This is a genomic window from Streptomyces sp. NPDC046859, assembly GCF_040645135.1.
Lineage (GTDB): Bacteria > Actinomycetota > Actinomycetes > Streptomycetales > Streptomycetaceae > Streptomyces.
In genome coordinates, this window is the sequence record NZ_JBEYXR010000011.1 from 80257 (window position 1) to 105004 (window position 24748).

A 24748-nucleotide genomic window follows, 5' to 3' on the forward strand; every position below is an offset into this window, starting at 1 on the left:
ATCGGAAGGCCGACCGCGGCCGGTTTGCATCCCTCCACGAAGGTTGCGCCACGATAACGATCCGGCGGACCCGGATCCGGCGGTTCATCGACGCGTAACACGCGAGGTGCCTTCGTCACGGCGGCGAAACAACGAGGGGCTTCCACCGAAACCGCGCTGCGCCAATCTCTTGGCGCATAACCGGCCCACCCCTCATTCCGCTCAGGCTTCGCCCGCACGGGGCCGTACCAACGACGAGGAGACGCCGATGGCATCAGCCGCCATCACGCTTGCGGCGGACGCACCCACGCTGTCGTCCGCCAACACAGGCTTCATGCTCATCTGTTCCGCCCTGGTGATGCTCATGACCCCGGGCCTGGCCTTCTTCTACGGAGGCATGGTCCGCGTCAAGAGCACCCTGAACATGCTGATGATGAGCTTCATCAGCCTGGGGATCGTCACCATCCTGTGGGTGCTGTACGGCTTCTCCCTGGCGTTCGGCACCGACTCCGGCAGCCTCATCGGCTGGTCCTCCGACTTCGTGGGCCTCAGCGGGGTCGGGCTGACGCAGCTCTGGGACGGCTACACCATCCCGGTCTACGTCTTCGCCGTCTTCCAGCTGATGTTCGCCGTCATCACGCCCGCCCTGATCAGCGGCGCGCTCGCGGACCGCGTGAAGTTCACCGCGTGGGCCCTGTTCGTCACGCTGTGGGTCACGATCGTGTACTTCCCGGTCGCCCACTGGGTCTGGGGCGCGGGCGGCTGGGCCTTCGAGCTCGGTGTGATCGACTTCGCCGGCGGTACGGCCGTCCACATCAACGCGGGTGCCGCGGCGCTCGGCGTGATCCTCGTCATCGGCAAGCGCGTCGGCTTCAAGAAGGACCCGATGCGCCCGCACAGCCTCCCGCTGGTCATGCTCGGCGCCGGTCTGCTCTGGTTCGGCTGGTTCGGCTTCAACGCCGGTTCATGGCTCGGCAACGACGACGGCGTCGGCGCGCTGATGTTCGTCAACACGCAGGTCGCCACCGCTGCCGCCGTCCTCGGCTGGCTCGCCTACGAGAAGATCCGCCACGGCGCGTTCACCACCCTCGGTGCCGCCTCCGGCGCGGTCGCCGGCCTTGTCGCCATCACCCCGTCGGGCGGCGCGGTCTCCCCGCTCGGCGCCATCGCGGTCGGCGTCATCGCCGGTGTCGTGTGCGCCATGGCGGTCGGCCTGAAGTACAAGTTCGGCTACGACGACTCCCTCGACGTCGTCGGCGTCCACCTCGTCGGCGGCGTCATCGGCTCCCTGCTCATCGGCTTCTTCGCCACCGGCGGCGGCCAGTCCGACGTGGCCGGCCTCTTCTACGGCGGCGGCCTGGACCAGTTCTGGAAGCAGTGCGCCGGTGTCTTCGGCGTCCTCGCCTACTCGCTGATCGCCTCCGCGGTCCTCGCCTTCCTGCTCGACAAGACGATCGGGATGCGCGTCTCCGAGGACGAGGAGATCGCCGGCATCGACCAGGCCGAGCACGCCGAGACCGCATACGACTTCAGCGGTGCCGGTGGCGGTGCCGCCCGTACCGCCGCGGCCTCTGCCCCGGTCGCCGCGGCCGAGAGCAAGAAGGTGGACGCATGAAGCTCATCACCGCCGTCGTCAAGCCCCACCGGCTCGACGAGATCAAGGAAGCCCTCCAGGCTTTCGGAGTGCACGGCCTGACGGTCACGGAGGCCAGCGGTTACGGTCGTCAGCGGGGCCACACCGAGGTCTACCGGGGTGCCGAGTACACCGTCGACCTGGTCCCGAAGATCCGCATCGAGGTCCTGGCCGAGGACGACGACGCCGAGCAGCTGATCGACGTCATCGTCAAGGCGGCCCGCACCGGCAAGATCGGTGACGGCAAGGTCTGGTCCCTGCCGGTCGAGGCGGCCGTACGGGTCAGGACCGGCGAGCGCGGCCCCGACGCGCTCTGAACAGAAGAAGAACAGGAGCTGCCGGGTGTCGAGTACGGATGTGCGTGACGAAGCAGAGGACTCGGGACCCAGCGGCTACGCGGCGGCCCGGCTGCGCCTCCTCACCGAGGGGGTGCGGTCCGGGCCGCCGCGCCGCTCCGCCCTCGCCCAGCTCACCGACGAGTGGCTGAACGGCCTGTTCGCCGCGGGCGCCGGCAGCATGCGGGGCGTCGCCCTGGTCGCCGTCGGCGGCTACGGCCGCGGCGAGCTGTCCCCGCGCAGCGACCTGGACCTCCTCCTGCTGCACGACGGAGGCGACGGCACGGCGGTCGCCACCCTCGCCGACCGGATCTGGTACCCGGTCTGGGACCTCGGCCTCGCCCTCGACCACTCCGTGCGCACCCCCGCCGAGGCCCGCAAGACCGCCGCCGACGACCTCAAGGTGCAGCTCGGCCTGCTGGACGCCCGGCACCTCGCGGGCGACCTCGGCCTCACCACGGGACTGCGCACCGCCGTCCTCGCCGACTGGCGCAACCAGGCGGCCAAGCGGCTGCCCGAGCTCCAGGAGCTGTCCGCCGAGCGCGCCCAGCGGCAGGGCGAACTCCAGTACCTGCTGGAACCCGATCTCAAGGAGGCCCGCGGCGGACTGCGGGACGCCACCATCCTGCGCGCCGTCGCCGCGTCCTGGCTGGCGGACGCCCCCCGCGAGGGCCTCGCCGACGCCCGGCGCCGGCTGCTCGACGTCCGGGACGCGCTGCACCTGGCCACCGGCCGGGCCACCGACCGCCTCGCCCTCCAGGAGCAGGACCAGGTCGCCGCCGAGCTGGGGCTGCTCGACGCCGACACCCTGCTGCGCCAGGTGTACGAGGCGGCCCGGGTCATCTCGTACGCCAGCGACGTCACCTGGCGCGAGGTGGGCCGTGTGCTGCGGGCCCGCGCGGTACGGCCGAGGCTGCGGGCCATGCTGGGCGGCGGGAAGCCCACCGCGGAACGCTCCCCGCTGGCCGAGGGCGTCGTCGAGCAGGACGGCGAGGTGGTGCTCGCCCGCGCCGCGCGCCCCGACCGCGACCCCGTGCTCCCGCTGCGCGCCGCGGCCGCCGCCGCCCAAGCCGGGCTCCCGCTCTCCCTGCACGCCGTCCGGCGCATGGCGACCGGGGTGCGCCCGCTGCCCACCCCCTGGCCCGCCGAGGCACGCGAACAGCTCGTCACCCTGCTGGGCTCGGGCCGGCCGACCGTGGAGGTCTGGGAGGCCCTGGAGGCCGAAGGGCTGATCACCCACTTCCTGCCCGACTGGGAACGGGTGCGCTGCCGCCCGCAGCGCAACGCCGTGCACATCTGGACCGTCGACCGGCACCTCATCGAGACCGCCGTACGCGCCTCCGCGTTCACCCGCCGCGTCCACCGTCCCGACCTGCTGCTGGTCGCCGCGCTGCTGCACGACATCGGCAAGGGCTGGCCCGGCGACCACTCGGTGGCCGGCGAGATCATCGTCAAGGACATGGCCGCCCGGATCGGCTTCGACCGCGACGACGTGGCGGTCCTGTCCACCCTCGTCCGCCACCATCTGCTGCTCGTCGAGACGGCCACCCGGCGCGACCTGGAGGACCCGGCGACCGTCCGCGCGGTCGCCGACGCGGTCGGCACGCCCGGCACGCTGGAGCTGCTGCACGCCCTGACCGAGGCGGACGCCCTGGCCACCGGCCCCGCCGCCTGGTCGGCCTGGCGCGGCTCCCTCGTCGCCGACCTCGTCAAACGGGTCGGCGCGGTACTCGCCGGGGACGTCCCGGACGAGCCCGAGGCCGCCGCGCCCACCGCCGAGCAGGAACGTCTCGCCCTGGAGGCGATCGCCGTCGGCAGCCCCGTCCTGGCCCTGCGCGCCCAGACGGAGCCACCGGCCGGGGACGGGTCCGCCGGGGACCCGGAACCGCTCGGTGTGGAGCTCCTGATCGCCGTCCCCGACCAGCCGGGCGTGCTGCCCGCCGTCGCCGGCGTCCTCGCCATGCACCGGCTGACCGTGCGCACCGCCGAGCTGAGGGCCCTGGACCTGCCCGACGGCGTCGACGGCTCCGTCCTCCTGCTGAACTGGCGGGTCGCCGCCGAGTACGGCTCCCTGCCGCAGGCGACCCGGCTGCGCGCCGACCTCGTCCGGGCCCTGGACGGCTCGCTGGACATCGCCGGGAAGCTCGCGGAGCGGGACGCCGCCTACCCGCGCCGGCGGGGTGTCATGGCGCCACCGCCCCGGGTCACCGTGCATCCGGCGGCGTCCCGGCTGGCCACCGTCATCGAGGTGCGCGCCCAGGACGCGCCGGGCCTGCTGTTCCGGATCGGCCGCGCGCTGGAGGACGCGAGCGTGCGGGTGCGCAGCGCGCACGTCAGCACGCTGGGCGCCAACGCCGTCGACGCCTTCTACGTCACAGGTCCCGAGGGGGCGCCCCTGCCCGACGAGGAGGCCGTGTCCGTGGCCCGCAAGCTGGAGGAGACGCTGCGAGGGTGACCGGGGGATCCCGGCCACCTGTGCCGCCGGGATACCCTGGAAGGCGATTCCCAGCTGCCACCGACCCCGAGGACCGCGAGCGCCGTGTTCGATACTCTTTCCGATCGCCTCTCAGCGACCTTCAAGAACCTGCGTGGCAAGGGACGGCTCTCCGAAGCGGACATCGACGCCACCGCGCGCGAGATCCGTATCGCGCTCCTCGAAGCGGACGTGGCGCTGCCCGTCGTGCGGACGTTCATCAAGAACGTCAAGGAGCGGGCCCTCGGTGCCGAGGTCTCCCGGGCGCTGAACCCGGCCCAGCAGGTCCTGAAGATCGTCAACGACGAGCTCGTCACGATCCTGGGCGGCGAGACCCGCCGGCTGCGCTTCGCCAAGCAGCCGCCCACCGTGATCATGCTGGCCGGTCTGCAGGGTGCCGGTAAGACCACCCTCGCGGGCAAGCTCGGCCGGTGGCTGAAGGAGCAGGGCCACTCGCCGCTGCTGGTCGCCGCCGACCTCCAGCGCCCGAACGCCGTGAACCAGCTCAGCGTCGTCGCCGAGCGCGCCGGTGTCGCGGTCTACGCGCCCGAGCCGGGCAACGGCGTCGGCGACCCGGTGAAGGTCGCCAGGGACTCCATCGACTTCGCCAAGTCCCGTGTCCACGACATCGTCGTCGTCGACACCGCCGGCCGTCTCGGCATCGACCAGGAGATGATGCAGCAGGCCGCGGACATCCGCGACGCCGTCTCCCCGGACGAGATCCTCTTCGTCGTCGACGCGATGATCGGTCAGGACGCGGTCAACACCGCCGAGGCCTTCCGCGACGGTGTCGGCTTCGACGGCGTGGTGCTCTCCAAGCTCGACGGTGACGCCCGCGGTGGTGCGGCCCTGTCGATCCGGCAGATCACCGGCAAGCCGATCATGTTCGCCTCCAACGGCGAGAAGCTCGACGACTTCGACGCCTTCCACCCCGACCGGATGGCCTCCCGCATCCTCGACATGGGTGACCTGCTCACCCTGATCGAGCAGGCGGAGAAGACGTTCAGTCAGGAAGAGGCCGAGAAGATGGCCTCCAAGCTGGCGTCCAAGAAGGGCCAGGACTTCACCCTGGACGACTTCCTGGCCCAGATGGAGCAGGTCCGGAAGATGGGCAGCATCAGCAAGCTGCTCGGCATGCTGCCCGGCATGGGCCAGATCAAGGACCAGATCAACAACCTCGACGAGCGGGACGTCGACCGCACCGCCGCGATCATCAAGTCGATGACGCCGGGCGAGCGCCAGGACCCGATGATCATCAACGGCTCGCGGCGCGCCCGTATCGCCAAGGGCTCCGGCGTCGAGGTCAGCGCCGTGAAGAACCTGGTCGAGCGGTTCTTCGAGGCCCGCAAGATGATGTCCCGCATGGCCCAGGGCGGCGGGATGCCCGGCATGCCGGGGATGCCGGGCATGGGCGGCGGCCCCGGCCGTAGCAAGAAGCAGCCGAAGAAGAGCAAGGGCAAGCAGCGCTCCGGCAACCCGATGAAGCGCAAGCAGCAGGAGCAGGAGGAGGCCGCCCGCCGCGCCGCCGCCGCGCAGGGTGGCGGAGCCTTCGGTGTGCCGGGCCAGCAGCCCGGCAAGGACTTCGAGCTCCCGGACGAGTTCAAGAAGTTCATGGGCTGACCGCTCCCGTACGCCGCGCAGGGCGTCTCTCCCTCGGGAGGCGCGCCCTCTGCGCATGCCGAGGCCCGGCGACTGCCGTAACGTCCAGATATGAGCGATACCGCGCCACGACGGAAGGCTCCGGACCAGCCGTGGCGCACCGAGGGCACACCGGAGGAGCCGTCCGGGCGGTCCGGCGGCCGCAGGATGCGCGGCCGTTGGTGGGGGCTGGCCGTCACCGTGGTGGTCGTGTTCCTGCTCGCCTACGTGGGACTGAACTACCTCGACCGGGGCGACGAGCCGACGATCTCGTACACCGAGTTCAGCCGGCAGGTCGAGGCGGGCAACATATCCAAGATCTACTCCAAGGGCGACGCCATCCAGGGCGAGCTCAAGAAGGCCCGGGACGCCCCCGGCGACGGCGGGACGTACACCAAGTTCCACACCCAGCGCCCCGCGTTCGCCGAGGACGACCTCTGGCGGGAGCTCAGCAGCCGGGGTGTCACTGTGACCGCGGAGCCGGTCGTCAAGGAGCGCGGTGTCCTCACCAACCTGTTGATCTCCCTCGCGCCGATCGTCATCATCGTCGCGGTCTGGATCTTCATCGCCCGGCGGTTCAGCCCGGGCCGCGGCGGTGCAGGCGGCATGTTCGGGCGCAAGCCGCCGCCCAAACCCGTCGAGCTGCTGCCGGGCCGGCACCGCACCACCTTCGCCGACGTCGCCGGCATCGACGAGGTCAAGGGCGAACTCGACGACGTCGTCGACTTCCTGGAACACCCCGACGCCTACCGCGCGATGGGCGCGAAGATGCCCCGCGGCGTCCTCCTCGCGGGCTCGCCCGGCACCGGCAAGACCCTGCTCGCGCGGGCCGTGGCCGGCGAGGCGGGCGTGCCGTTCTTCTCCGCCTCCGCCTCCGAGTTCATCGAGATGATCGTCGGTGTCGGCGCGTCCCGGGTCCGGGAACTCTTCGCCGAGGCCCGCAAGGTGGCACCGTCGATCATCTTCATCGACGAGATCGACACCATCGGACGGGTCCGCAGCGGCGGCGCCTCGGTCAGCGGCCACGACGAGCGCGAGCAGACCCTGAACCAGATCCTCACCGAGATGGACGGCTTCACCGGCTCCGAAGGCGTCGTCGTCATCGCGGCCACCAACCGCGCCGACATCCTCGACCCCGCGCTGACCCGGCCCGGCCGCTTCGACCGCGTCGTCAACGTCTCCCCGCCGGACCGCCGCGGCCGCGAGGCCATCCTGCGCATCCACACCCGCGACATCCCGCTCGCCGACGACGTGGACCTGGCCCAGCTCGCCCGCACCACCCCCGGCATGACCGGCGCGGACCTGGCCAACCTCGCCAACGAGGGCGCGCTGCTCGCGGTCCGCAGGGGCCAGTCCCAGGTGACGGCCAGGGATCTGTCCGAGGCGCTGGAGAAGGTGCAGCTCGGCGCCGAACGCACCATTGTGATGACCGAGGAGGACCGGCGACGCACCGCCTACCACGAGAGCGGCCACGCCCTGCTCGGCATGCTCCAGCCCGGCGCCGACCCGGTCCGCAAGGTCACCATCGTGCCGCGCGGCCGGGCCCTCGGCGTCACCATGTCCACCCCGGAGGTGGAGCGGTACGCGCACTCCGAGGAGTACCTGCGCGGCCGCATCATCGGCGCCCTGGGCGGCATGGCCGCCGAGGAGGAGATCTACGGCGTCGTCACCACCGGCGCGGAGAACGACCTCGAACAGGTCACCGCCATCGCCCGCGGCATGGTCGCCCGCTGGGGCATGAGCGAACGGGTCGGCCGGCTGTCCGCCCTGCCGAGCGACGCCCAGCAGGCGTACGGGCTCTCCGCGGCCCCCCACACCCTGGACGTCATCGACACCGAGATGCGCCGCATCGTCGACGCCTGCTACGAGGAGGCCCGCCACACACTGCGCGAGCACCGCGGCCGGCTGGACGCCCTGGCGCAGGCCCTGCTGGAGCAGGAGACCCTGGAGGAGGCCGACGCCTACCGGGTCGCGGGCATCCCGTGGCCGCCGAAGGACGACACCGCGTAGCGGACCGGGGCGGCCGAGCTCACGGTACGCGCGCGATCAGGTACCGGAAGACGTTCGGCATCCACACCGTCCCGTCCCGCCGCTGATGCGGATGCAGCGCCTCCGTCAGCTCCTTGTCGACCTGCACCTGGTCCGTCGCCGTGATCGCCGCGTCGAACAGCCCCGTGGACAGCAACCCGCGCACGGCGCTGTCCACGTCCGCGTACCCGAACGGGCAGGCCACCCGGCCGGACCCGTCCATCCGCAGCCCCGCACGCTCGGCGACCTCCTCCAGGTCGTCCCGCAGCGCCGGGCGCCAACTGCCTCCGCCCCGCAGCGGATCGGCCAGCTTCGTGGCGACCCGCAGCACCGAGGAGGTCGCACAGCGCTCGGGCGGCCCCCAGCCCGCCAGCACCACCGGCGCGCCCCGCCCGGCGAGCGGGGTCGCGGACGCCAGCAGACCCGTCAGCCCTTCCGCGTCGCCGTCCAGGCACCCGATGGGCTCGAAGGCGGTCACGACCGTGAAGGCCGGCGACCGCGCCTCCCTCGCGTCCCCCAAGGTGTCGACGAGCCGTGTGCCGCTGCGCGCGCGTACGTCCCCGTTCGCGGGGAGCAGCCGCTGCCGCGCCAGGGCCAGCCGCTCGGGAGCGGTCGCCTCGACGCCGGTGATGGCCGCGCCTCTGGACGCCGCCATCAGCAGGGCGAGTCCGCTGCCGCATCCCAGGCCCAGCAGCCGGCTGCCGGGACCCACCTCCAAGCGCTCGTAGACCGCCTCGTAGAGCGGGACCAGCATCCGCTCCTGGATCTCGGACCAGTCACGCGCGCGTGCACACGGGTCCACGCGCGGTGCCCGGCCCGCGCGAGGCAGACGCTGCCGCACGAGCGTAGGTGTCATGTAAAGCGCCCCAATCCGCCGAGAGTTGTCGCGATGCCCGCTTCCGTCGCCCCCGTGGCATGCGCTCGCGCTCCCCCCGTATGCCAGGTAACTCCGCGCCCGTCCCCGCGTCCAGGGGTTGCGGGGCCCTGCTTGTGGCTTCCCCGCGTCCGTGGCCAAAATTCACATTCCGGTAATGGGAGGCCGTACGATTCCGTCATGGCGAAGGCACCCGTACTCACGCCCCGGGCCGACGACTTCCCGCGCTGGTACCAGGACCTGGTCGCCAAGGCGGAGCTGGCCGACAACGGCCCGGTGCGCGGCACCATGGTCATCCGGCCGTACGGGTACGGCCTCTGGGAGCGCATGCAGGCCGAGATGGACGCCCGCATCAAGGCGACCGGCACCCAGAACGCCTACTTCCCGGTGCTGATCCCGCAGTCCTTGCTGGCCCGTGAGGCCGACCACGTCGAGGGGTTCGCACCCGAACTCGCGGTGGTCACGCACGGCGGCGGCAAGGAGCTGGAGGAGCCCGCCGTGGTCCGCCCCACCTCCGAGATGATCGTCAACGAGTACTTCGCCAAATGGGTGCAGAGCTACCGCGATCTGCCGCTGCTGATCAACCAGTGGGCGAACGTGGTGCGTTGGGAGCTGCGGCCGCGCCTGTTCCTGCGCACGACCGAGTTCCTGTGGCAGGAGGGCCACACCGCGCACGCCACCTACGAGGAGGCCCGCGACTTCGCCGCGCGCATCCACCGCGAGGTCTACGAGGACTTCATGGTGAACGTCCTCGCCATGGACGTCCTCCCCGGGCGCAAGACCACGAGGGAGCGGTTCGCCGGAGCCGTCAACACCCTCACGCTCGAAGGCATGATGGGCGACGGCAAGGCCCTGCAGATGGCCACCAGCCATGAACTGGGCCAGAACTTCGCCAAGGCGTTCGACACGCGCTATCTCTCCGCGGAGGGGCGGCAGGAACTGGTCTGGCAGACCTCCTGGGGCTCGACCACCCGCATGATCGGTGCGCTGGTGATGATGCACGGCGACGACGACGGCCTGCGCGTGCCGCCGCGGCTGGCGCAGACCCAGGTCGTCGTGGTCGCGGTCAAGGGCGACGAACGGGTTCTGGCCACGGTCCGGGAGACCGGCGCCCGGCTCGCCGCCGACGGTCTGCGGGTCCAGGTCGACGACCGCACGGACACCCCTTTCGGCCGCCGGATCGTGGACTGGGAGCTGAAGGGCGTGCCGGCCCGCGTCGAGGTCGGCCCCCGTGACCTGGAGAACGGCACGGCGATGCTGGCCCGGCGGATCCCCGGCGGCAAGGAGCCGATCGCGCTCGACGCGCTGGCGGCCCGGCTGCCCGCGGTCCTGGAGGAGGACCAGGCGCTGCTGCTGGCGCAGTCCCGTGAGCGCCGCGCCTCCCGGACCGCGGACGTGGCGACCGCCGAGGAGGCCGTCGAGGCGGTGGCGGGCGGCGGCTGGGCGCGCCTGCCGTGGGCCGTGCTCGGCCCGGAAGGCGAGGCCCGCCTCGCCGAGCAGGCGGTGACCGTACGGTGTCTGGTCGCCGCGGACGGGTCGGTGCCGGACTCCGAGGACGCGCCCGGTAACGTCGCGGTCGTCGCGCGCGCTTACTGAGATGACGCCGGGGGAGCGACAGCGGCCGAAACGCCTCTTGCGCACGCGCCCATCACAGGGGTGACCGCGTCTGGACCCGGCCTACGCGCCGGGTCGTACGTCAGGCTACGCACCGGCTTGGTAGGAGCTGTAAGCCTTTCTCCGCAGATCAGCGCACCCGCCCTCGTCGGTGCGCATCATTCCCGACTGACGGGTACGTGCAAATTATTTGGGATGCCCTGGAATCGGAACACAGCGGCACCCCGGCTCGTTGTCATTACGTGAGCACGACACAGACACCACCTGTTCTCGCCGCGGAGCTGGCACAGGCGTGGGCCGATATTCAGCGGTACCACCCCGAGCTGCCGGATCTCGCCGCGCCAGAGTCCCTGATCGGGGAGTCGTCGTCCGCGTGCGGTCACGAACTCTCCTTCGAGCGACTGCTCCATGAGGCAGTCCATGGCATCGCCGCCGCCCGCGGCATCCGGGACACGTCCCGGGCCGGCCGCTACCACAACCGCAGATTCCTCACCATCGCCGAGGAGCTGGGCCTGGACCATCCCGAGGAGCCGCACCCGAGCAGCGGTTTCTCCCTGGTCACGCTCAACCCCGAGGCCAAGCGCCGGTACCGCCCGACCATCGAGCGGCTCCAGCGGGCCCTGAAGGCCCACGTGGCGGCGACCTCCTCGGACACCGGCAGGACCTTCCGGGGCCCGGCCGCACGGCACGGGTCCTCCGGGGGCGGCGTCCGCGTCAAAGCGGTCTGCGACTGCGGCCGCAACGTCCGCGTCGTCCCCTCGGTCCTCGCCCAGGCACCGATCGTGTGCGGCGGCTGCGGCAAGCCGTTCCGCATCCCGGAGGTCATGGGCGCCGCGTGACGCGCTCGCACGGCGTCCGGCACCGGCATCTCGTGGCTGCCGGTCAGGGACGCGGGGCGAGGCGGGTGCCGCCGTGACCCGGGCGGCCGGGCCGTCGAGGACGGCCCGGCCGGGCGCGAGCGGCATCCCGCGGCGTCGGGCTGCTCGTGGCCGATGCTCACGGCACCCGGTCCGCCGGGTGCCCCTTCGCCATGCCCGCGCACAACCGGCCGCCCGCGGCCGAGAGCGACCCGCCGGGTGTGGCACAATGGCTAGCTGTACTCGACAGCCGCACAGGACCCCTCTCTCCTCCGGCTGACGCGTCCATCGGGCACTCGGGTACCGCAACCCCACGCGGCCGTCCCGCCGTGCCCACCCACGTCAAATCCAGGAGAACCCACTCCAGTGGCAGTCAAGATCAAGCTGAAGCGTCTGGGCAAGATCCGTTCGCCTCACTACCGCATCGTCGTCGCCGACTCCCGTACCCGTCGTGACGGCCGTGCGATCGAGGAGATCGGCAAGTACCACCCGACCTACAACCCGTCGGTCATGGAGGTGGACGCCGAGCGCGTGGCGTACTGGCTGGGTGTCGGCGCGCAGCCGACCGAGCCCGTCCTCGCCATCCTGAAGAAGACCGGCGACTGGCAGAAGTTCAAGGGCGAGCCCGCCCCGGCTCCGCTGCTGACCGCCGAGCCGAAGAAGGCGCGCCCGACGTTCGAGGCCCTCGGTGGCGACGACGAGGGCAAGGGTGAGGCGATCACCCAGAAGAAGAAGGCGGAGAAGAAGGACGAGGCCCCGGCCGAGTCCGCGTCGGCCGAGGCCTGAGCATGCTCGAGGAGGCTCTCGAGCACCTCGTGAAGGGCATCGTCGACAACCCTGACGATGTGCAGGTCGCCTCGCGCAACCTGCGCCGCGGGCGTGTGCTGGAGGTCCGGGTCCACCCCGACGACCTCGGCAAGGTGATCGGCCGCAACGGCCGCACCGCACGCGCTCTGCGCACCGTCGTGGGCGCCATCGGCGGCCGCGGTGTCCGCGTCGACCTCGTCGACGTGGACCACGTCCGCTGACGCCGAACACAGCACCGGCTCGGGCCGGGGAGGGCCACTTGGCCGTCCCCGGCCCGTAGTCGTATACGAAGTCATGCCGCAGGCACACGACAGGAGATGGGACACGTGCAGCTGGTAGTCGGACGGATCGGCCGAGCCCACGGCATCAAGGGCGAGGTCACCGTCGAGGTACGCACCGACGAGCCGGAGCTGCGGCTCGCGCCCGGAGCCGTGCTCGCCACCGATCCCGCGTCCACGGGACCCCTCACCATCGAGAGCGGCCGCGTCCACAGCGGCCGCCTCCTGCTGCGCTTCGAGGGCGTACGCGACCGCACCGGCGCCGAGGCCCTGCGCAACACCCTCCTGATCGCCGACGTCGACCCCGACGAGCTGCCCGAGGAGGAGGACGAGTACTACGACCACCAGCTCATGGACCTGGACGTGGTCACCGCGGACGGCGTCGAGGTCGGCCGCATCACCGAGATCTCGCACCTGCCCTCCCAGGACCTGTTCATCGTCGAACGGCCCGACGGGAGCGAGGTGATGATCCCCTTCGTCTCCGAGATCGTCACCGAGATCGACCTGGAGGAGCAGCGGGCCGTCATCGCCCCGCCGCCGGGCCTCATCGACGACCGCGCGGAGATCGCCTCGTCCCGTGACGCGGAGGCCGAGAGCTGATGCGGCTCGACGTCGTCACGATCTTCCCCGAGTACCTGGACCCCCTGAACGTCTCCCTCGTCGGCAAGGCACGCGCGCGCGGGCAGCTCGACGTCCAGGTGCACGACCTGCGCCGGTGGACCTACGACCGCCACAACACGGTCGACGACACCCCGTACGGCGGCGGCCCCGGCATGGTCATGAAGACCGAGCCCTGGGGCGACGCGCTCGACTCCGTCCTGGCCGACGGCTACGAGAGCGGCGCCGGCCGGCCCACCCTGATCGTCCCCACCCCCAGCGGGCGGCCCTTCACCCAGGAACTCGCCGTCGAACTGTCCGAGCGGCCCTGGCTGATCTTCACCCCGGCCCGCTACGAGGGCATCGACCGCCGCGTCATCGACGAGTACGGCACCCGGATGCCCGTGCACGAGGTGTCCATCGGCGACTACGTCCTCGCCGGCGGCGAGGCGGCCGTCCTCGTGATCACCGAGGCCGTGGCCCGGCTGCTGCCCGGCGTCCTCGGCAACGCCGAGTCGCACCGCGACGACTCCTTCGCGCCCGGTGCCATGGCGAGCCTGCTGGAGGGCCCCGTCTACACCAAGCCGCCCGAGTGGCGCGGCCGGGACATCCCGGAGGTGCTGCTCAGCGGCCACCACGGCAGGATCGCCCGCTGGCGCCGCGACGAAGCCCTGCGGCGCACCACGGCCCACCGGCCCGACCTGATCGAACGCTGCGAGCCCGCCGCCTTCGACAAGAAGGACCGCGAGATGCTCTCCATCCTGGGCTGGATGCCCGACCCGGAGGGCGAGCGGGTCGGCCGATTTTGGCGCAGGACCGAGGCCGTGGAAGAATAGGCCGCTGTTGTGCGCCGTCCGGCGTGCGCCCCTGCCACAGGGGGACACGACGCCCGCCCTGACGGGCACAGCACTCATCGAACACCTAGTGCCGTTGATGACCTGTGGCATCAGCGAAGAAAGCAGACGAAATGTCTCACCTGCTCGACTCCGTCGACGCCGCGTCGCTGCGCACCGACGTCCCGCCCTTCCGCCCCGGCGACACCGTCAACGTCCACGTGCGCGTCATCGAGGGCAACCGCTCCCGTGTGCAGCAGTTCAAGGGCGTGGTGATCCGCCGCCAGGGTGCCGGCGTGCGCGAGACCTTCACGGTCCGCAAGGTCTCCTTCTCCGTCGGCGTCGAGCGCACCTTCCCGGTGCACACCCCGATCGTGGAGAAGATCGAGCTCGTCACCCGGGGTGACGTGCGTCGCGCCAAGCTGTACTACCTGCGCGAGCTGCGCGGCAAGGCCGCGAAGATCAAGGAGAAGCGCGAGAACTGAGCGCTTCCGGGGGCTCGCCCCCGAGGGGTCCGCGGCGGGGCCGGATAGCATCTGGCCTCGATGGACACCGAAGCACAGCACACGGAGCGCGACCGCTCCTCCCGCCCTTCCGGCACCGGGTACACCCCGGACCCGGAGGGCCGGGAGGGACGGTCGCGTTTCGCGTTGCCGGCCGGGATCACCGGCCGGCTCCCCGGCGGCCGGTACAGCCTGACCCTGCTGCTGGTCCTGGTGGGCGTCCTCCTGCTCAACCTGTTCGTCGCGCGGCCGTTCGAGATTCCGAGCGGATCCATGGAGCCCGCATTGAGGATCGGCGACCGCGTAGTCGTAAATAAGTTGGCGTACCGTTTCGATGCCGGGCCGCGGCGCGGCGATGTCGTCGTGTTCGACGGAACCGGGTATTTCGGGGACGCCGACTACATCAAACGCGTTGTGGGTGTGGGGGGAGACCACGTGGTCTGCTGTGACAAGGAGGGGAGGATCCAGGTGAACGGCCGCCCGGTCGACGAGTCGACGTTCCTGTACCCCGGCGACCGCCCGTCCGCCGTGCGGTTCGACGTCGTCGTCCCCGACGGCAGGCTCTTCGTCCTCGGCGACCACCGCGGCGCCTCCAGCGACTCCCGCGACCACCTGGGCTCACCCGGCGGCGGCATGATCCCGGTCGACGACGTCATCGGCCGCGCCGAGGCGATCGTCTGGCCCGCGGCCCACTGGACCCGACTGCACCGTCCGGACGCCTACGCGCGCGTGCCCGCCCCGGACGGCGCCCATGGGTAACCGTGGCAAGCCGCGCGGCGTACCCAGCAGTGCCGCCGACAACCTGCTGCCCACCGGCTCCCGGCGCGCGTCCGGCCCCACGGGCGGCCGCAGCCGCGCCGAGCGGCGCAAGCTCCAGCGCAAGGTCAAACGCCGCCGCAGGCGCTCCGCGATCAAGGAGATACCCCTCCTCGTCGGCGTCGCCGTCCTGATAGCGCTCGTCCTGAAGACCTTCCTCGTCCAGGCCTTCGTGATCCCGTCCGGCTCCATGGAGCAGACGATCCAGGTCGGCGACCGCGTCCTCGTCGACAAGCTGACCCCGTGGTTCGGCAACAAGCCCGAGCGCGGCGACGTCGTGGTCTTCAAGGACCCCGGCGGCTGGCTCAAGGACGAGCGGACGACCGTGAAGAAGGACGATCCCGTCGTCGTCAAGCAGGTCAAGGAGGCCCTCACCTTCATCGGCCTGCTGCCCTCCGACGACGAGAAGGACCTGATCAAACGGGTCGTCGGCGTCGGCGGCGACCGCGTCAAGTGCTGCGACGCGCAAGGACGGGTCACTGTCAACGGCGTTCCCCTGAACGAGGACTACCTGTACCCCGGGAACACCCCCTCCAAGACCCAGTTCGACATTACCGTCCCCCAGGGCCGGCTGTGGGTGATGGGCGACCACCGGGCGAACTCCGCCGACTCCCGCGCCCACCAGGACCAGGAGTACGGCGGCACGGTCTCCGAGGACGAGGTTGTCGGACGCGCGAAGTGGATCGCCTGGCCCCTCGGGCACTGGACCAGCCTGGACGAGCCGAACACCTACGCCTCGGTGGCCGACTCGGTGCCGGGGTCGACCGCGTCCGTGCCGCTGTCGCATAGGGTTGCCTCGGACGAATCGAACGGAACGCTCCAGCTCCCGAGCCCTGCGGAACTCCCGCTCGTTATGGGAGTGGTGGGCCTGCGCCGCGCATGGGGCAGGCAGCGGCACAGAGTAAGGAGTTGGCGTGGGGGATGTGGCGGTTGGCGCACGGTCCGGGCACGACGGCGAGGAGCACCGCGGACACCCCGTGGGCGCAGCCGACCCGGCCGCGGACGGCGCCGTGACCTCCGGGAATGAGCCCGGATCCGGCAATGACGGCGGACGGTCGGGCGGGCAGCCCCCGACCGGCGGCGAGGGGTCGGGCGGGGCCGCTCCCGCGAAGAAGCAGCGCTCCTTCTGGAAGGAGCTGCCGATCCTGATCGGGATCGCGCTCGTCCTCGCGCTGCTGATCAAGACGTTCCTGGTACAGGCGTTCTCGATCCCCTCCGACTCGATGCAGAACACCCTCCAGCAGGGTGACCGCGTCCTCGTCGACAAGCTCACCCCGTGGTTCGGCTCCGAGCCGCAGCGCGGCGAGGTCGTCGTCTTCCACGACCCCGACCAGTGGCTCGCCGGGGAGCCCACCCCCGACCCGAACGCCCTGCAGACCTTCCTCAGCTGGATCGGCCTGATGCCGTCCTCCGAGGAGAAGGACCTGATCAAGCGGGTGATCGGCGTCGGCGGCGACACCGTCGAGTGCAAGGGCACGGGCCCGCTGACGGTCAACGGCAAGGCGCTGAACGAGCCCTACGTCTACCCGGGCAACACCCCGTGCAGCCAGGACGACCAGGGCGGTCAGTTCAAGGTGAAGGTCCCCGAGGGCTTCATCTGGGTGATGGGCGACCACCGGCAGAACTCCCGGGACTCGCGCTACAACCGGTCCGACAAGAACCACGGCATGGTCCCCGTCGACAAGGCCGTCGGCCGTGCCGTCGTCATCGCGTGGCCGGTCGGCCGCTGGGACACCCTGCCGGTTCCGGACACCTTCGACCAGGACCTCAGCACGCGGTCCGCGGCCCTGACGGTCGCGCCGCCGAGCCTCGCCCTGGCCGGAGCGGTGCCGCTGGTGCTGTGGCGCCGTCAGCGGGCCAAGGCCGAGCGGACGCGCTGAGCGGCCGGGACGCCGCGGCCCGGACCGGCCCGGGCCCTCGTACCGGGCCCCCGCGGAGTACGGCATCAGCCGTTCCGTTTCGCACCCGTAGCTGGGGAAAGCTTTGCCGAGCCGCCGGCCCGCGGGCTTCTGAGGGGCTGCCCGGCGTCGGTACCGCCGGGTAGGGTGCGGGTCCATGGGTGGCGAGAGCACGACACGTACGGCGCCGCGTGCCGGCGCGAGCAAGGGCCCGGTGGGCAGCCGGACCGGGCAGGTGCTGTCCGGGGTGGCCGTGGCGCTGGGTCTGCTGCTGTTCCTGGGCGGCTTCGCCTGGGGAGCGGTCGTGTACCGGCCGTACACCGTCCCCACCAGCTCGATGGCGCCCACGATCGGCGCCGGCGCCCGGGTGCTCGCGCAGCGCGTCGACGGCGGCGACGTCCACCGCGGTGACGTCGTCGTCTTCACCGACAAGACCTGGGTCAGCAACGCCCCCGTCGTCAAACGCGTCGTCGCGATCGGCGGCGACACCGTCGCCTGCTGCACCGACGGCAAGCTCACCGTCAACGGCAAGCAGATCGACGAGCCCTACCTGGCCGACGACGGCCTCGCCGAGCTCCAGGGCTTCCCGACCGTGAAGGTCCCCGAGGGCAGGATCTTCCTCCTCGGCGACGAGCGCAGCGGCTCCCTCGACTCCACCGCCCACCTCACGGACGCCGCGAGCGGCACGGTCGCCCGCAGTGCCGTCTCGGCCCGCGTGGAGGCCGTCGTGTGGCCCATGGACGGCATGCTGGAGCAGGCCACCGGCTTCGAGAAGCTCGGGCCGCTGTCGCCGCAGGGGCCGCTGCGCACGCAGGGCCTCATGATCGTCGCGGGTGCCCTGCTCGTCCTGGGCGGCGCGGCGTACGGCCCGATCGCCAGGCTGCTCGGTGGCCGCTCCCGCACGGCGGAGCCCGCGCGTGCCCGCTGAGACCGACGGCCCGCCCGAGGGCGGGGTGCGCAGGGTCGCCCGCGTCGTGCTGCTCGACCCCGAGGACCGCATCCTGCTGCTGCACGGCCACGAGCCGGAGGACCTAGCCGACGACTGGTGGTTCACACCCGGCGGGGGAGTGGAGGGCGACGAGACGCGCGAAGAGGCCGCTCTGCGGGAACTCGCCGAGGAGACCGGCATCACGGACGTCGACCTCGGCCCCGTGCTGTGGCGGCGCCGGTGCTCGTTCCCGTTCGCGGGCCGCCGCTGGGACCAGGACGAGTGGTACTTCCTGGCCCGTACGACCCAGACGTCGGTCAGGGCCCTCGCCCTCACCGAGCTCGAGCGGCGCAGCGTCGCCGGAGCACGCTGGTGGACGTGCCGGGAACTCGCCCGGGCACATGAGACGGTGTATCCGACCAGACTCGCCGAGCTGCTGCGGAGGCTGCTCGACGAAGGTCCCCCTGCCGGGCCCGTGACCCTCGACACCGAAATTGTCTAGGGGCCGACGGGACTGGCGCACAATGGGGGGATCGCACGGCTGAAGGGGAACATGCCATGAGCGCCGAGGACCTCGAGAAGTACGAGACCGAGATGGAGCTGAAGCTCTATCGGGAGTACCGCGATGTCGTCGGTCTGTTCAAGTACGTGATCGAAACCGAGCGGCGCTTCTACCTGACCAACGACTACGAGATGCAGGTGCACTCGGTCCAGGGTGAGGTGTTCTTCGAGGTTTCCATGGCGGACGCCTGGGTCTGGGACATGTACCGGCCGGCGCGGTTCGTGAAGCAGGTGCGTGTCCTCACGTTCAAGGACGTGAACATCGAGGAGCTGAACAAGAGCGACCTCGAACTCCCCGGCGGCTGAGGTTCACCCGCCCGGGTGAGGGAGTTGTCCACAGCGCTGTAGTCGTCCACCAAGATCCAACGACGCGTTGAGGCGGGTTCATCGTTGGCGCCGGAGGTGGTGCCGACATGAACGCACGCAGGGCACTCGGCAGGTACGGCGAGGATCTCGCCGCGAGGCGGCTGGCCGAGGCCGGGATGACGGTTCTCGGGCGCAACTGGCGCTGTGGCAGGACCGGAGAGATCGACATCGTCGCCCGCGACGGCGACGTCCTCGTCGTCTGCGAGGTGAAGACCCGCAGGGCCGGCGGCTTCGAGCATCCGATGGCCGCCGTGGGACCCGAGAAGGCGCGGCGCCTGCGCGGCCTCGCGGAACGCTGGATCCACGCGCACGGCGGAGCTCCACCCGGAGGCGTCCGCATCGACCTCGTCGGCATCGTCCTGCCCGACCGGGGCGCCCCCGTCGTCGAGCATGCGCGAGGGGTGGCCTGACATGGGGTTCGCACGCACCTGCTCGGTGGCGCTCGTGGGCGTCGAGGGAGTCGTCGTCGAGGTCCAGGCGGACCTGGAACCGGGCGTCGCGGCCTTCACCCTGGTGGGCCTGCCCGACAAGAGCCTGACCGAGAGCCGCGACCGGGTCCGGGCGGCCGTCGTCAACTCCGGCGGCGAGTGGCCGCAGAAGAAGCTCACCGTGGGACTCAGCCCGGCCTCCGTGCCGAAGGCCGGCAGCGGCTTCGACCTGGCCGTCGCCTGCGCGGTCCTCGGCGCCGCCGAGCGCATCGACCCACGCGTCCTCGCCGACATCGTGATGATCGGCGAACTCGGACTGGACGGCCGGGTGCGCCCCGTCCGGGGCATCCTCCCCGCCGTGCTGGCCGCCGCCGACGCCGGATACGAACAGGTCGTCGTCCCCGAGTGCGCGGCCGCCGAGGCGTCCCTGGTACCGGGCGTCTCCGTGCTCGGCGTACGCAGCCTGCGCCAGCTGATCGCCGTCCTCGCCGACGAACCCGTCCCCGACGAGGAACCCGAGGACCACGGCCGTCCCGACCCACTGCTCGCGGGACTGCGGATGCCGGGGACCGGCGCGGCCAGCGGCATGCGGAACCTGGGCGCCACCGCCTGCGAGAACGGTCACGACCTCGCCGACGTCGTCGGGCAGACCTCGGCACGCACCGCCGTGGAGATCGCCGCGGCCGGCGGGCACCATCTCTTCCTGGAGGGTCCGCCCGGCGCCGGCAAGACGATGCTCGCGGAGCGGCTGCCGGCCATCCTCCCGCCGCTCGGCCGACAGGAGTCCCTGGAGGTCACGGCCGTGCACTCGGTCGCCGGGCTCCTGCCACCGGGCAAGCCCCTCATCGACGCGGCCCCCTACTGCGCCCCGCACCACTCCGCCACCATGCAGGCCCTGGTCGGCGGCGGACCCGGCTTCGCCCGCCCCGGCGCGGTGTCGCTCGCCCACCGGGGCGTGCTCTTCCTGGACGAGACGCCCGAGTTCGGCGGCCAGGCGCTCGACGCCCTGCGCCAGCCCCTGGAGGCCGGGCACGTGGTGATCGCACGCAGTGCGGGCGTCGTCCGCTTCCCGGCGAAGTTCCTCATGGTCCTCGCGGCCAACCCCTGCCCCTGCGGGCGCTTCTCCCGGACCGACGACCTGTGCGAGTGCCCGCCCTCCGCCATCCGCCGCTACCAGGCCCGGCTGTCCGGGCCGCTGCTCGACCGTGTCGACCTCCGGGTCGAGGTCGACCGCGTCACCCGGGCCCAGCTCGCCGAGCGCGGCGCCCGCGGCGAGTCGACCGCCACCGTCGCCGACCGGGTGCGCGCCGCCCGTGAGCGGGCCGCCGCGCGGCTCACCGGCACCCCCTGGCGGACCAACAGCGAGATCCCCGGACGCGAGCTGCGCAGCCGCTGGCACGCGGTGAGCGGCGCCATGGACGAGGCCGAGCGGACCCTGGAGCGCGGTGTGCTCACGGCCCGCGGACTCGACCGCGTCCTGCGCGTCGCCTGGACCGTCGCCGACCTCGTCGGCCACGACCGGCCCGACGCCACGGACGTCGCCCTCGCCCTGCAGCTGCGCACCGGAGTCCCCCGCGGAGTCCCCATGGCGATCGGGGCCCTGACGTGACCGGCGCCGGGACACCGGGGGAGACCCCGCCGGACGCCCTGCTCGACCGGGTCTTCCTCAGCCGGGTCGTCGAACCCGGCGACGAGACCGCCGGGCGCTGGGTGCGCGAGTTCGGCGCGAGCGCGGTCGTACGGCGGCTTCGGGAGGACGCCGAGCCTCCCCTGCCGGGCATCGGCCCCCGACGCTGGGAGGGGCTGCGCGCCCGGGCGGCCCGCGCTGATCCCGCCCGGGACCTCGCCGTGGCCCGGGACGCCGGGATGCGGTTCCTGTGCCCGGGGGACACCGAATGGCCCGGGCAGCTCGACGACCTCGGCGACGCGCGGCCCCTCGGGCTGTGGGTGCGCGGACCGGCCGACCTGCGCATGTGGGCGCTGCGCTCCGTCGCGCTGGTCGGAGCGCGGGCCTGCACGGAGTACGGCGCGCACATGGCCGCCACCCTCGCCGGCACGCTCGCCGAACAGGGCTGGGTGGTCGTCTCCGGCGGCGCCTACGGGGTCGACGGCGCCGCCCACCGGGGCGCCCTCGGTGCCGGCGGGGCCACCGTCGCCGTCCTCGCCTGCGGCGCCGACCGCCCCTACCCGCGCGGGCACACCCAGTTGATCGACCGGATCGCCGAGCAGGGCCTGGTCGTCGGGGAGCTGCCACCGGGGGAGCACCCCACCCCCAGCAGATTCATCGTGCGCAACCGCGTGATCGCCGCGCTCACCCGCGGCACGGTCGTCGTGGAGGCCGCCCACCGCAGCGGCTCCCTGTCCACCGCACGGACCGCCCGGCGCCTCGGCCGGCACACCATGGGCGTCCCGGGCCCCGCGACCAGCGGCCTCTCCGCCGGAGTGCACCACCTGCTGCGGCAGGACGCGGTGCTGGTGACCGACGCCGCGGAGATCATCGAACTCGTCGGGGACATGGGGGAGCTGGCCCCCGAGCGACACGGGCCCGTCCTCCCGCGCGACCTGCTCGCACCGAGGGCACGCGCGGTCCTGGCCGCCCTGCCCGGCCCGCGCGCCGCCCGGGCGGACGAGATCGCGCGCGGTGCGCAGACCACGGAGGACGACGCCGTCGCGAGACTGTACGAACTCCGCTCACTCGGCTGGGTCGAACGACACGGCGACGGCTGGAAGTTGACACGCCAGGCGATGACGGCCGCCCGCACCGGGCGCCATCCATGCTGACCGAGCGTGTTCGGCCGTACGGGGGAACACGGACGCCCTTGCAGATTCCCCCAGTTGGGGTGTTCGTGTGATCACGCAGCGCGACCGCCGTACCCCGGCGGGGCCTCCAGCGGAACGTATCTGCGTACGGCTCGGCCTCCGCCCTTCGCGCACCGCGACACGTCAGTCACGCTACGCTCACGGGGTTCCGGCTCGGACCGGCCCCACGACAGGGAAAGCAAGCACAGCGACCACGACGACCTCCAGACCGACGGCTCCCCAGGCACCCCGCTTCACGGCAGAACGGCACTAGGCAACGAATGCCCCAGCACACCTCCGGGTCCGACCGGGCGGCGATCCCCCCAGCCGCCCGTGACGGTGGCAGCGCGCGGCCGCCCGCTCCCTCGACACTCGACGAGCTGTGGCGGTCGTACAAGGCGACGGGGGACGAGCGGCTGCGCGAACAGCTGATCCTGCACTACTCGCCCCTCGTCAAGTACGTGGCGGGCCGGGTCAGCGTCGGCCTGCCGCCCAACGTCGAGCAGGCGGACTTCGTGTCGTCCGGGGTGTTCGGGCTGATCGACGCGATCGAGAAGTTCGACATCGACCGGGAGATCAAGTTCGAGACGTACGCGATCACCCGGATCCGCGGCGCGATGATCGACGAACTCCGGGCGCTGGACTGGATCCCGCGCTCCGTCCGCCAGAAGGCGCGCAACGTCGAGCGCGCGTACGCGACCCTGGAGGCGCGGCTGCGGCGGACGCCGTCCGAATCCGAGGTCGCCGCCGAGATGGGCATCGCGGTGGAGGAACTGCACTCGGTCTTCAGCCAGTTGTCACTGGCCAACGTCGTGGCCCTGGAGGAGCTGCTGCACGTCGGCGCCGAGGGCGGTGACGGACTCAGCGTGATGGACACGCTGGAGGACACCGCCGCGGACAACCCCGTCGAGGTGGCCGAGGACCGGGAGCTGCGGCGGTTCCTGGCCCGGGCGATCAACACGCTCCCCGAGCGGGAGAAGACCGTGGTGACGCTGTACTACTACGAGGGCCTCACCCTCGCCGAGATCGGCAACGTCCTGGGTGTGACGGAGAGCCGGGTCAGCCAGATCCACACCAAGTCCGTGCTCCAGCTCCGGGCGAAACTGGCCGGCTTCGGCCGGTGACCTGCCCGGCGACAGTGGCGTTCGGCGCAGACACTCCCGTCGGACGAGCGGCGTCCGTACAGTGGACGGGTGCCAAGGATTCGAGCGGCCTCCGTGGCCGAGCACCGGTCGATGCAGCGAGCCGCCCTGCTGGACGCGGCTCGTTCCCTGTTGTCCGAGGGTGGGACGGAGGCACTGACCTTCCCGGCCCTGGCCGAGCGCACGGGACTCGCGCGGTCCTCCGTCTACGAGTACTTCCGGTCACGGGCCGCCGTGGTCGAGGAGCTGTGCGCGGTCGACTTCCCGGTCTGGGCCGCGGAGGTGGAGGCAGCGATGGAGGGCGAGACGACATCCGAGGGCAAGGTCGAGGCGTATGTGCGCCGCCAGCTCGCGCTGGTCGGCGACCGGCGGCACCGGGCCGTCGTGGCCATCTCCGCGAGCGAGCTGGACGCCGGCGCCCGGGAGAAGATCCGGGCCGCGCACGGCGGGCTGATCGCGATGATCGTCGAGGCGCTGCGGGAGATGGGGCACGCGGAGCCCCGGCTGGCCGCCATGCTGCTGCAGGGTGTCGTCGACGCGGCGGTCCGCAGGATCGAACTGGGCGCCGCGGAGGAACCGGCGGCGATCACCGACGCGGCCGTCTCCATGGCGCTCAGGGGTGTGCGGGGCTGAGGTCCGGCCCCGTGGGCGCCGGCACCCCCAGGACCGGCAGCAGACGGGACGGGCCGTGCAGGAGCCAGGGCGGGAGCAGCGACAAGGGGTTCAGATAGCCGTCGCCCCGGCGCAGGCCCCAGTGCAGGCAGGCCGTCGCACAGTGCGAGCCGGCCGGCTCCACGGTCCCGACGACGTCACCCGCCGTCACCTCCTCGCCCTTGCCGACGGACGCCCGCACCGGCTCGTACGTCGTGCGTAGTGGGGGATCACCCGTCCCCGCGAGCTCCACCGACACCACGCCCCTGCCGGCCACCCGTCCGGCGTAGGACACCCGTCCGGCCGCCACCGCGCGCGCCGGTGTGCCCACCGGGGCCGACAGGTCCACACCCCGGTGGCCGCGGCCGTAGGCCGTCGCAGGGGGCTCCCAGGCGCGCAGGACCGGGGGGCGTGATCCCACGGGCCAGGTCCGTCCGAGCCTCGGGACCTCGGGGTCCGCGGCCGGAGCCGCGGGCGCCCGGGCGGCGGTCGGGGTCAGGTCCGGCGCCGGTGCCAGCAGGACGGCGGCCGTCAGCAGAAGCAGCAGGATCAGCCGTCCGGACGTCCTCGCCGCCTTCACGTATCGCTTCTGTCGCATGTCCGAAGGGTGGCGCAATCGAGCCGATCATGGCCGGTATCTGTGGACAAGCTCCGTGCTGTGGACAGCGGCGTCACCCGGGACCTCCAAGGTCCCGTACACTTCTTCTGGC

General features: G+C 72.1%; 25 protein-coding genes. 23 read left to right on the forward strand and 2 right to left on the reverse strand.

What is annotated here, in order from left to right:
• Positions 1-247 precede the first annotated feature (247 nt).
• The 5 genes from ABZ899_RS18425 (at position 248) to ftsH (ending at position 8068) form a co-directional block, all read left to right on the forward strand.
• A complete protein-coding gene (locus tag ABZ899_RS18425) occupies positions 248-1594 on the forward strand; it encodes an ammonium transporter (protein ID WP_361346893.1) in 1347 nt (448 codons plus the stop codon).
• Positions 1591-1929, forward strand: a complete 339-nt coding sequence (locus ABZ899_RS18430; RefSeq protein ID WP_316757905.1) for a P-II family nitrogen regulator — start codon at positions 1591-1593, stop codon at positions 1927-1929. Before ABZ899_RS18425 ends, ABZ899_RS18430 begins: the two co-directional genes overlap by 4 nt.
• Before the next feature lie 25 nt (positions 1930-1954).
• Positions 1955-4402, forward strand: a complete 2448-nt coding sequence (locus ABZ899_RS18435; protein ID WP_361346896.1) for a [protein-PII] uridylyltransferase — start codon at positions 1955-1957, stop codon at positions 4400-4402.
• Positions 4403-4486: 84 nt separating this feature from the next.
• Positions 4487-6040 carry a signal recognition particle protein gene (gene ffh, locus ABZ899_RS18440; RefSeq protein WP_361346899.1) on the forward strand — a complete coding sequence of 518 codons (1554 nt, stop codon included), beginning with the start codon at positions 4487-4489 and terminating at the stop codon, positions 6038-6040.
• Positions 6041-6130: 90 nt separating this feature from the next.
• Positions 6131-8068 (forward strand): ATP-dependent zinc metalloprotease FtsH, encoded by a 1938-nt coding sequence (gene ftsH / locus ABZ899_RS18445; RefSeq protein ID WP_361346901.1) that lies wholly within the window; start codon positions 6131-6133, stop codon positions 8066-8068.
• Between the two features lie 19 nt (positions 8069-8087).
• Here the strand turns inward: ftsH and ABZ899_RS18450 are convergent, their stop codons facing one another.
• Positions 8088-8942, reverse strand: a complete 855-nt coding sequence (locus ABZ899_RS18450) for an SAM-dependent methyltransferase (protein WP_361346904.1) — start codon at positions 8940-8942, stop codon at positions 8088-8090.
• Between the two features lie 198 nt (positions 8943-9140).
• Here ABZ899_RS18450 and proS point away from each other — a divergent pair, with 198 nt between their 5' ends.
• The 18 genes from proS (at position 9141) to ABZ899_RS18540 (ending at position 24020) form a co-directional block, all read left to right on the forward strand.
• Positions 9141-10556 carry a proline--tRNA ligase gene (gene proS / locus ABZ899_RS18455; protein WP_361346907.1) on the forward strand — a complete coding sequence of 472 codons (1416 nt, stop codon included), beginning with the start codon at positions 9141-9143 and terminating at the stop codon, positions 10554-10556.
• A 260-nt stretch (positions 10557-10816) separates the two neighbouring features.
• Entirely contained in the window at positions 10817-11413 is a 597-nt protein-coding gene (locus ABZ899_RS18460) for a hypothetical protein (RefSeq protein WP_361346910.1), read from the forward strand.
• 384 nt (positions 11414-11797) lie between these two features.
• The gene (gene rpsP, locus ABZ899_RS18465; RefSeq protein WP_361346913.1) at positions 11798-12217 is read left to right on the forward strand and encodes a 30S ribosomal protein S16; all 420 of its coding nucleotides are present in this window, start codon (positions 11798-11800) and stop codon (positions 12215-12217) included.
• Between the two features lie 2 nt (positions 12218-12219).
• Positions 12220-12459 (forward strand): RNA-binding protein, encoded by a 240-nt coding sequence (locus ABZ899_RS18470; protein WP_003973401.1) that lies wholly within the window; start codon positions 12220-12222, stop codon positions 12457-12459.
• Positions 12460-12564: 105 nt separating this feature from the next.
• A complete protein-coding gene (gene rimM, locus ABZ899_RS18475) occupies positions 12565-13116 on the forward strand; it encodes a ribosome maturation factor RimM (RefSeq protein ID WP_361346916.1) in 552 nt (183 codons plus the stop codon).
• The gene (trmD, locus tag ABZ899_RS18480) at positions 13116-13949 is read left to right on the forward strand and encodes a tRNA (guanosine(37)-N1)-methyltransferase TrmD (protein ID WP_361346919.1); all 834 of its coding nucleotides are present in this window, start codon (positions 13116-13118) and stop codon (positions 13947-13949) included. Before rimM ends, trmD begins: the two co-directional genes overlap by 1 nt.
• Positions 13950-14080: 131 nt before the next feature.
• Positions 14081-14431, forward strand: coding sequence for a 50S ribosomal protein L19 (gene rplS, locus ABZ899_RS18485; RefSeq protein ID WP_361346922.1), 351 nt, complete (start codon positions 14081-14083; stop codon positions 14429-14431).
• A gap of 60 nt (positions 14432-14491) precedes the next feature.
• The gene (gene lepB, locus ABZ899_RS18490) at positions 14492-15208 is read left to right on the forward strand and encodes a signal peptidase I (RefSeq protein WP_361346925.1); all 717 of its coding nucleotides are present in this window, start codon (positions 14492-14494) and stop codon (positions 15206-15208) included.
• Positions 15201-16292, forward strand: a complete 1092-nt coding sequence (gene lepB / locus ABZ899_RS18495; RefSeq protein ID WP_361346928.1) for a signal peptidase I — start codon at positions 15201-15203, stop codon at positions 16290-16292. The genes lepB (ABZ899_RS18490) and lepB (ABZ899_RS18495) overlap by 8 nt, the downstream gene beginning before the upstream one ends.
• The gene (gene lepB / locus ABZ899_RS18500; protein ID WP_361346931.1) at positions 16180-17145 is read left to right on the forward strand and encodes a signal peptidase I; all 966 of its coding nucleotides are present in this window, start codon (positions 16180-16182) and stop codon (positions 17143-17145) included. Before lepB (ABZ899_RS18495) ends, lepB (ABZ899_RS18500) begins: the two co-directional genes overlap by 113 nt.
• 175 nt (positions 17146-17320) lie before the next feature.
• Positions 17321-18091, forward strand: a complete 771-nt coding sequence (gene lepB / locus ABZ899_RS18505; protein ID WP_361346934.1) for a signal peptidase I — start codon at positions 17321-17323, stop codon at positions 18089-18091.
• Positions 18081-18593, forward strand: coding sequence for an NUDIX hydrolase (locus ABZ899_RS18510; RefSeq protein WP_361346936.1), 513 nt, complete (start codon positions 18081-18083; stop codon positions 18591-18593). Before lepB (ABZ899_RS18505) ends, ABZ899_RS18510 begins: the two co-directional genes overlap by 11 nt.
• 56 nt (positions 18594-18649) lie before the next feature.
• Positions 18650-18958, forward strand: a complete 309-nt coding sequence (locus ABZ899_RS18515; RefSeq protein ID WP_003965949.1) for a DUF2469 domain-containing protein — start codon at positions 18650-18652, stop codon at positions 18956-18958.
• Positions 18959-19065: 107 nt separating this feature from the next.
• Positions 19066-19428: a YraN family protein gene (locus tag ABZ899_RS18520; RefSeq protein WP_361346939.1), complete on the forward strand. Its 363-nt coding sequence runs from the start codon at positions 19066-19068 to the stop codon at positions 19426-19428.
• A 1-nt stretch (position 19429) separates the two neighbouring features.
• Complete coding sequence (locus tag ABZ899_RS18525; RefSeq protein WP_361346942.1) at positions 19430-21055, forward strand: YifB family Mg chelatase-like AAA ATPase; 1626 nt, start codon at positions 19430-19432, stop codon at positions 21053-21055.
• A complete protein-coding gene (gene dprA / locus ABZ899_RS18530) occupies positions 21052-22227 on the forward strand; it encodes a DNA-processing protein DprA (protein ID WP_361346945.1) in 1176 nt (391 codons plus the stop codon). The genes ABZ899_RS18525 and dprA overlap by 4 nt, the downstream gene beginning before the upstream one ends.
• Positions 22228-22526: 299 nt before the next feature.
• Positions 22527-23369, forward strand: a complete 843-nt coding sequence (whiG, locus tag ABZ899_RS18535) for an RNA polymerase sigma factor WhiG (RefSeq protein ID WP_361346948.1) — start codon at positions 22527-22529, stop codon at positions 23367-23369.
• Positions 23370-23462: 93 nt separating this feature from the next.
• Positions 23463-24020 carry a helix-turn-helix domain-containing protein gene (locus ABZ899_RS18540; protein ID WP_361347251.1) on the forward strand — a complete coding sequence of 186 codons (558 nt, stop codon included), beginning with the start codon at positions 23463-23465 and terminating at the stop codon, positions 24018-24020.
• On the opposite strand, the gene ABZ899_RS18545 is transcribed toward ABZ899_RS18540, so the two are convergent.
• Positions 24001-24636 carry a M23 family metallopeptidase gene (locus ABZ899_RS18545; RefSeq protein ID WP_361346951.1) on the reverse strand — a complete coding sequence of 212 codons (636 nt, stop codon included), beginning with the start codon at positions 24634-24636 and terminating at the stop codon, positions 24001-24003. The two genes, ABZ899_RS18540 and ABZ899_RS18545, sit on opposite strands and share 20 nt — an antisense overlap.
• Positions 24637-24748: the final 112 nt, after the last annotated feature.

Excerpts from the sequence above, each read along its gene's own strand:
- ABZ899_RS18425 (WP_361346893.1), top strand. The coding sequence starts at position 248 with ATGGCATCAGCCGCCATCACGCTTGCGGCGGACGCACCCACGCTGTCG.
- ABZ899_RS18430 (WP_316757905.1), top strand. The coding sequence starts at position 1,591 with ATGAAGCTCATCACCGCCGTCGTCAAGCCCCACCGGCTCGACGAGATC.
- ftsH (WP_361346901.1), top strand. The coding sequence starts at position 6,131 with ATGAGCGATACCGCGCCACGACGGAAGGCTCCGGACCAGCCGTGGCGC.
- ABZ899_RS18450 (WP_361346904.1), bottom strand. The coding sequence starts at position 8,942 with ATGACACCTACGCTCGTGCGGCAGCGTCTGCCTCGCGCGGGCCGGGCA.
- proS (WP_361346907.1), top strand. The coding sequence starts at position 9,141 with ATGGCGAAGGCACCCGTACTCACGCCCCGGGCCGACGACTTCCCGCGC.
- ABZ899_RS18470 (WP_003973401.1), top strand. The coding sequence starts at position 12,220 with ATGCTCGAGGAGGCTCTCGAGCACCTCGTGAAGGGCATCGTCGACAAC.
- trmD (WP_361346919.1), top strand. The coding sequence starts at position 13,116 with ATGCGGCTCGACGTCGTCACGATCTTCCCCGAGTACCTGGACCCCCTG.
- rplS (WP_361346922.1), top strand. The coding sequence starts at position 14,081 with ATGTCTCACCTGCTCGACTCCGTCGACGCCGCGTCGCTGCGCACCGAC.
- lepB (WP_361346925.1), top strand. The coding sequence starts at position 14,492 with ATGGACACCGAAGCACAGCACACGGAGCGCGACCGCTCCTCCCGCCCT.
- lepB (WP_361346928.1), top strand. The coding sequence starts at position 15,201 with ATGGGTAACCGTGGCAAGCCGCGCGGCGTACCCAGCAGTGCCGCCGAC.
- lepB (WP_361346934.1), top strand. The coding sequence starts at position 17,321 with ATGGGTGGCGAGAGCACGACACGTACGGCGCCGCGTGCCGGCGCGAGC.
- ABZ899_RS18515 (WP_003965949.1), top strand. The coding sequence starts at position 18,650 with ATGAGCGCCGAGGACCTCGAGAAGTACGAGACCGAGATGGAGCTGAAG.
- ABZ899_RS18520 (WP_361346939.1), top strand. The coding sequence starts at position 19,066 with ATGAACGCACGCAGGGCACTCGGCAGGTACGGCGAGGATCTCGCCGCG.
- ABZ899_RS18525 (WP_361346942.1), top strand. The coding sequence starts at position 19,430 with ATGGGGTTCGCACGCACCTGCTCGGTGGCGCTCGTGGGCGTCGAGGGA.
- whiG (WP_361346948.1), top strand. The coding sequence starts at position 22,527 with ATGCCCCAGCACACCTCCGGGTCCGACCGGGCGGCGATCCCCCCAGCC.
- ABZ899_RS18545 (WP_361346951.1), bottom strand. The coding sequence starts at position 24,636 with ATGCGACAGAAGCGATACGTGAAGGCGGCGAGGACGTCCGGACGGCTG.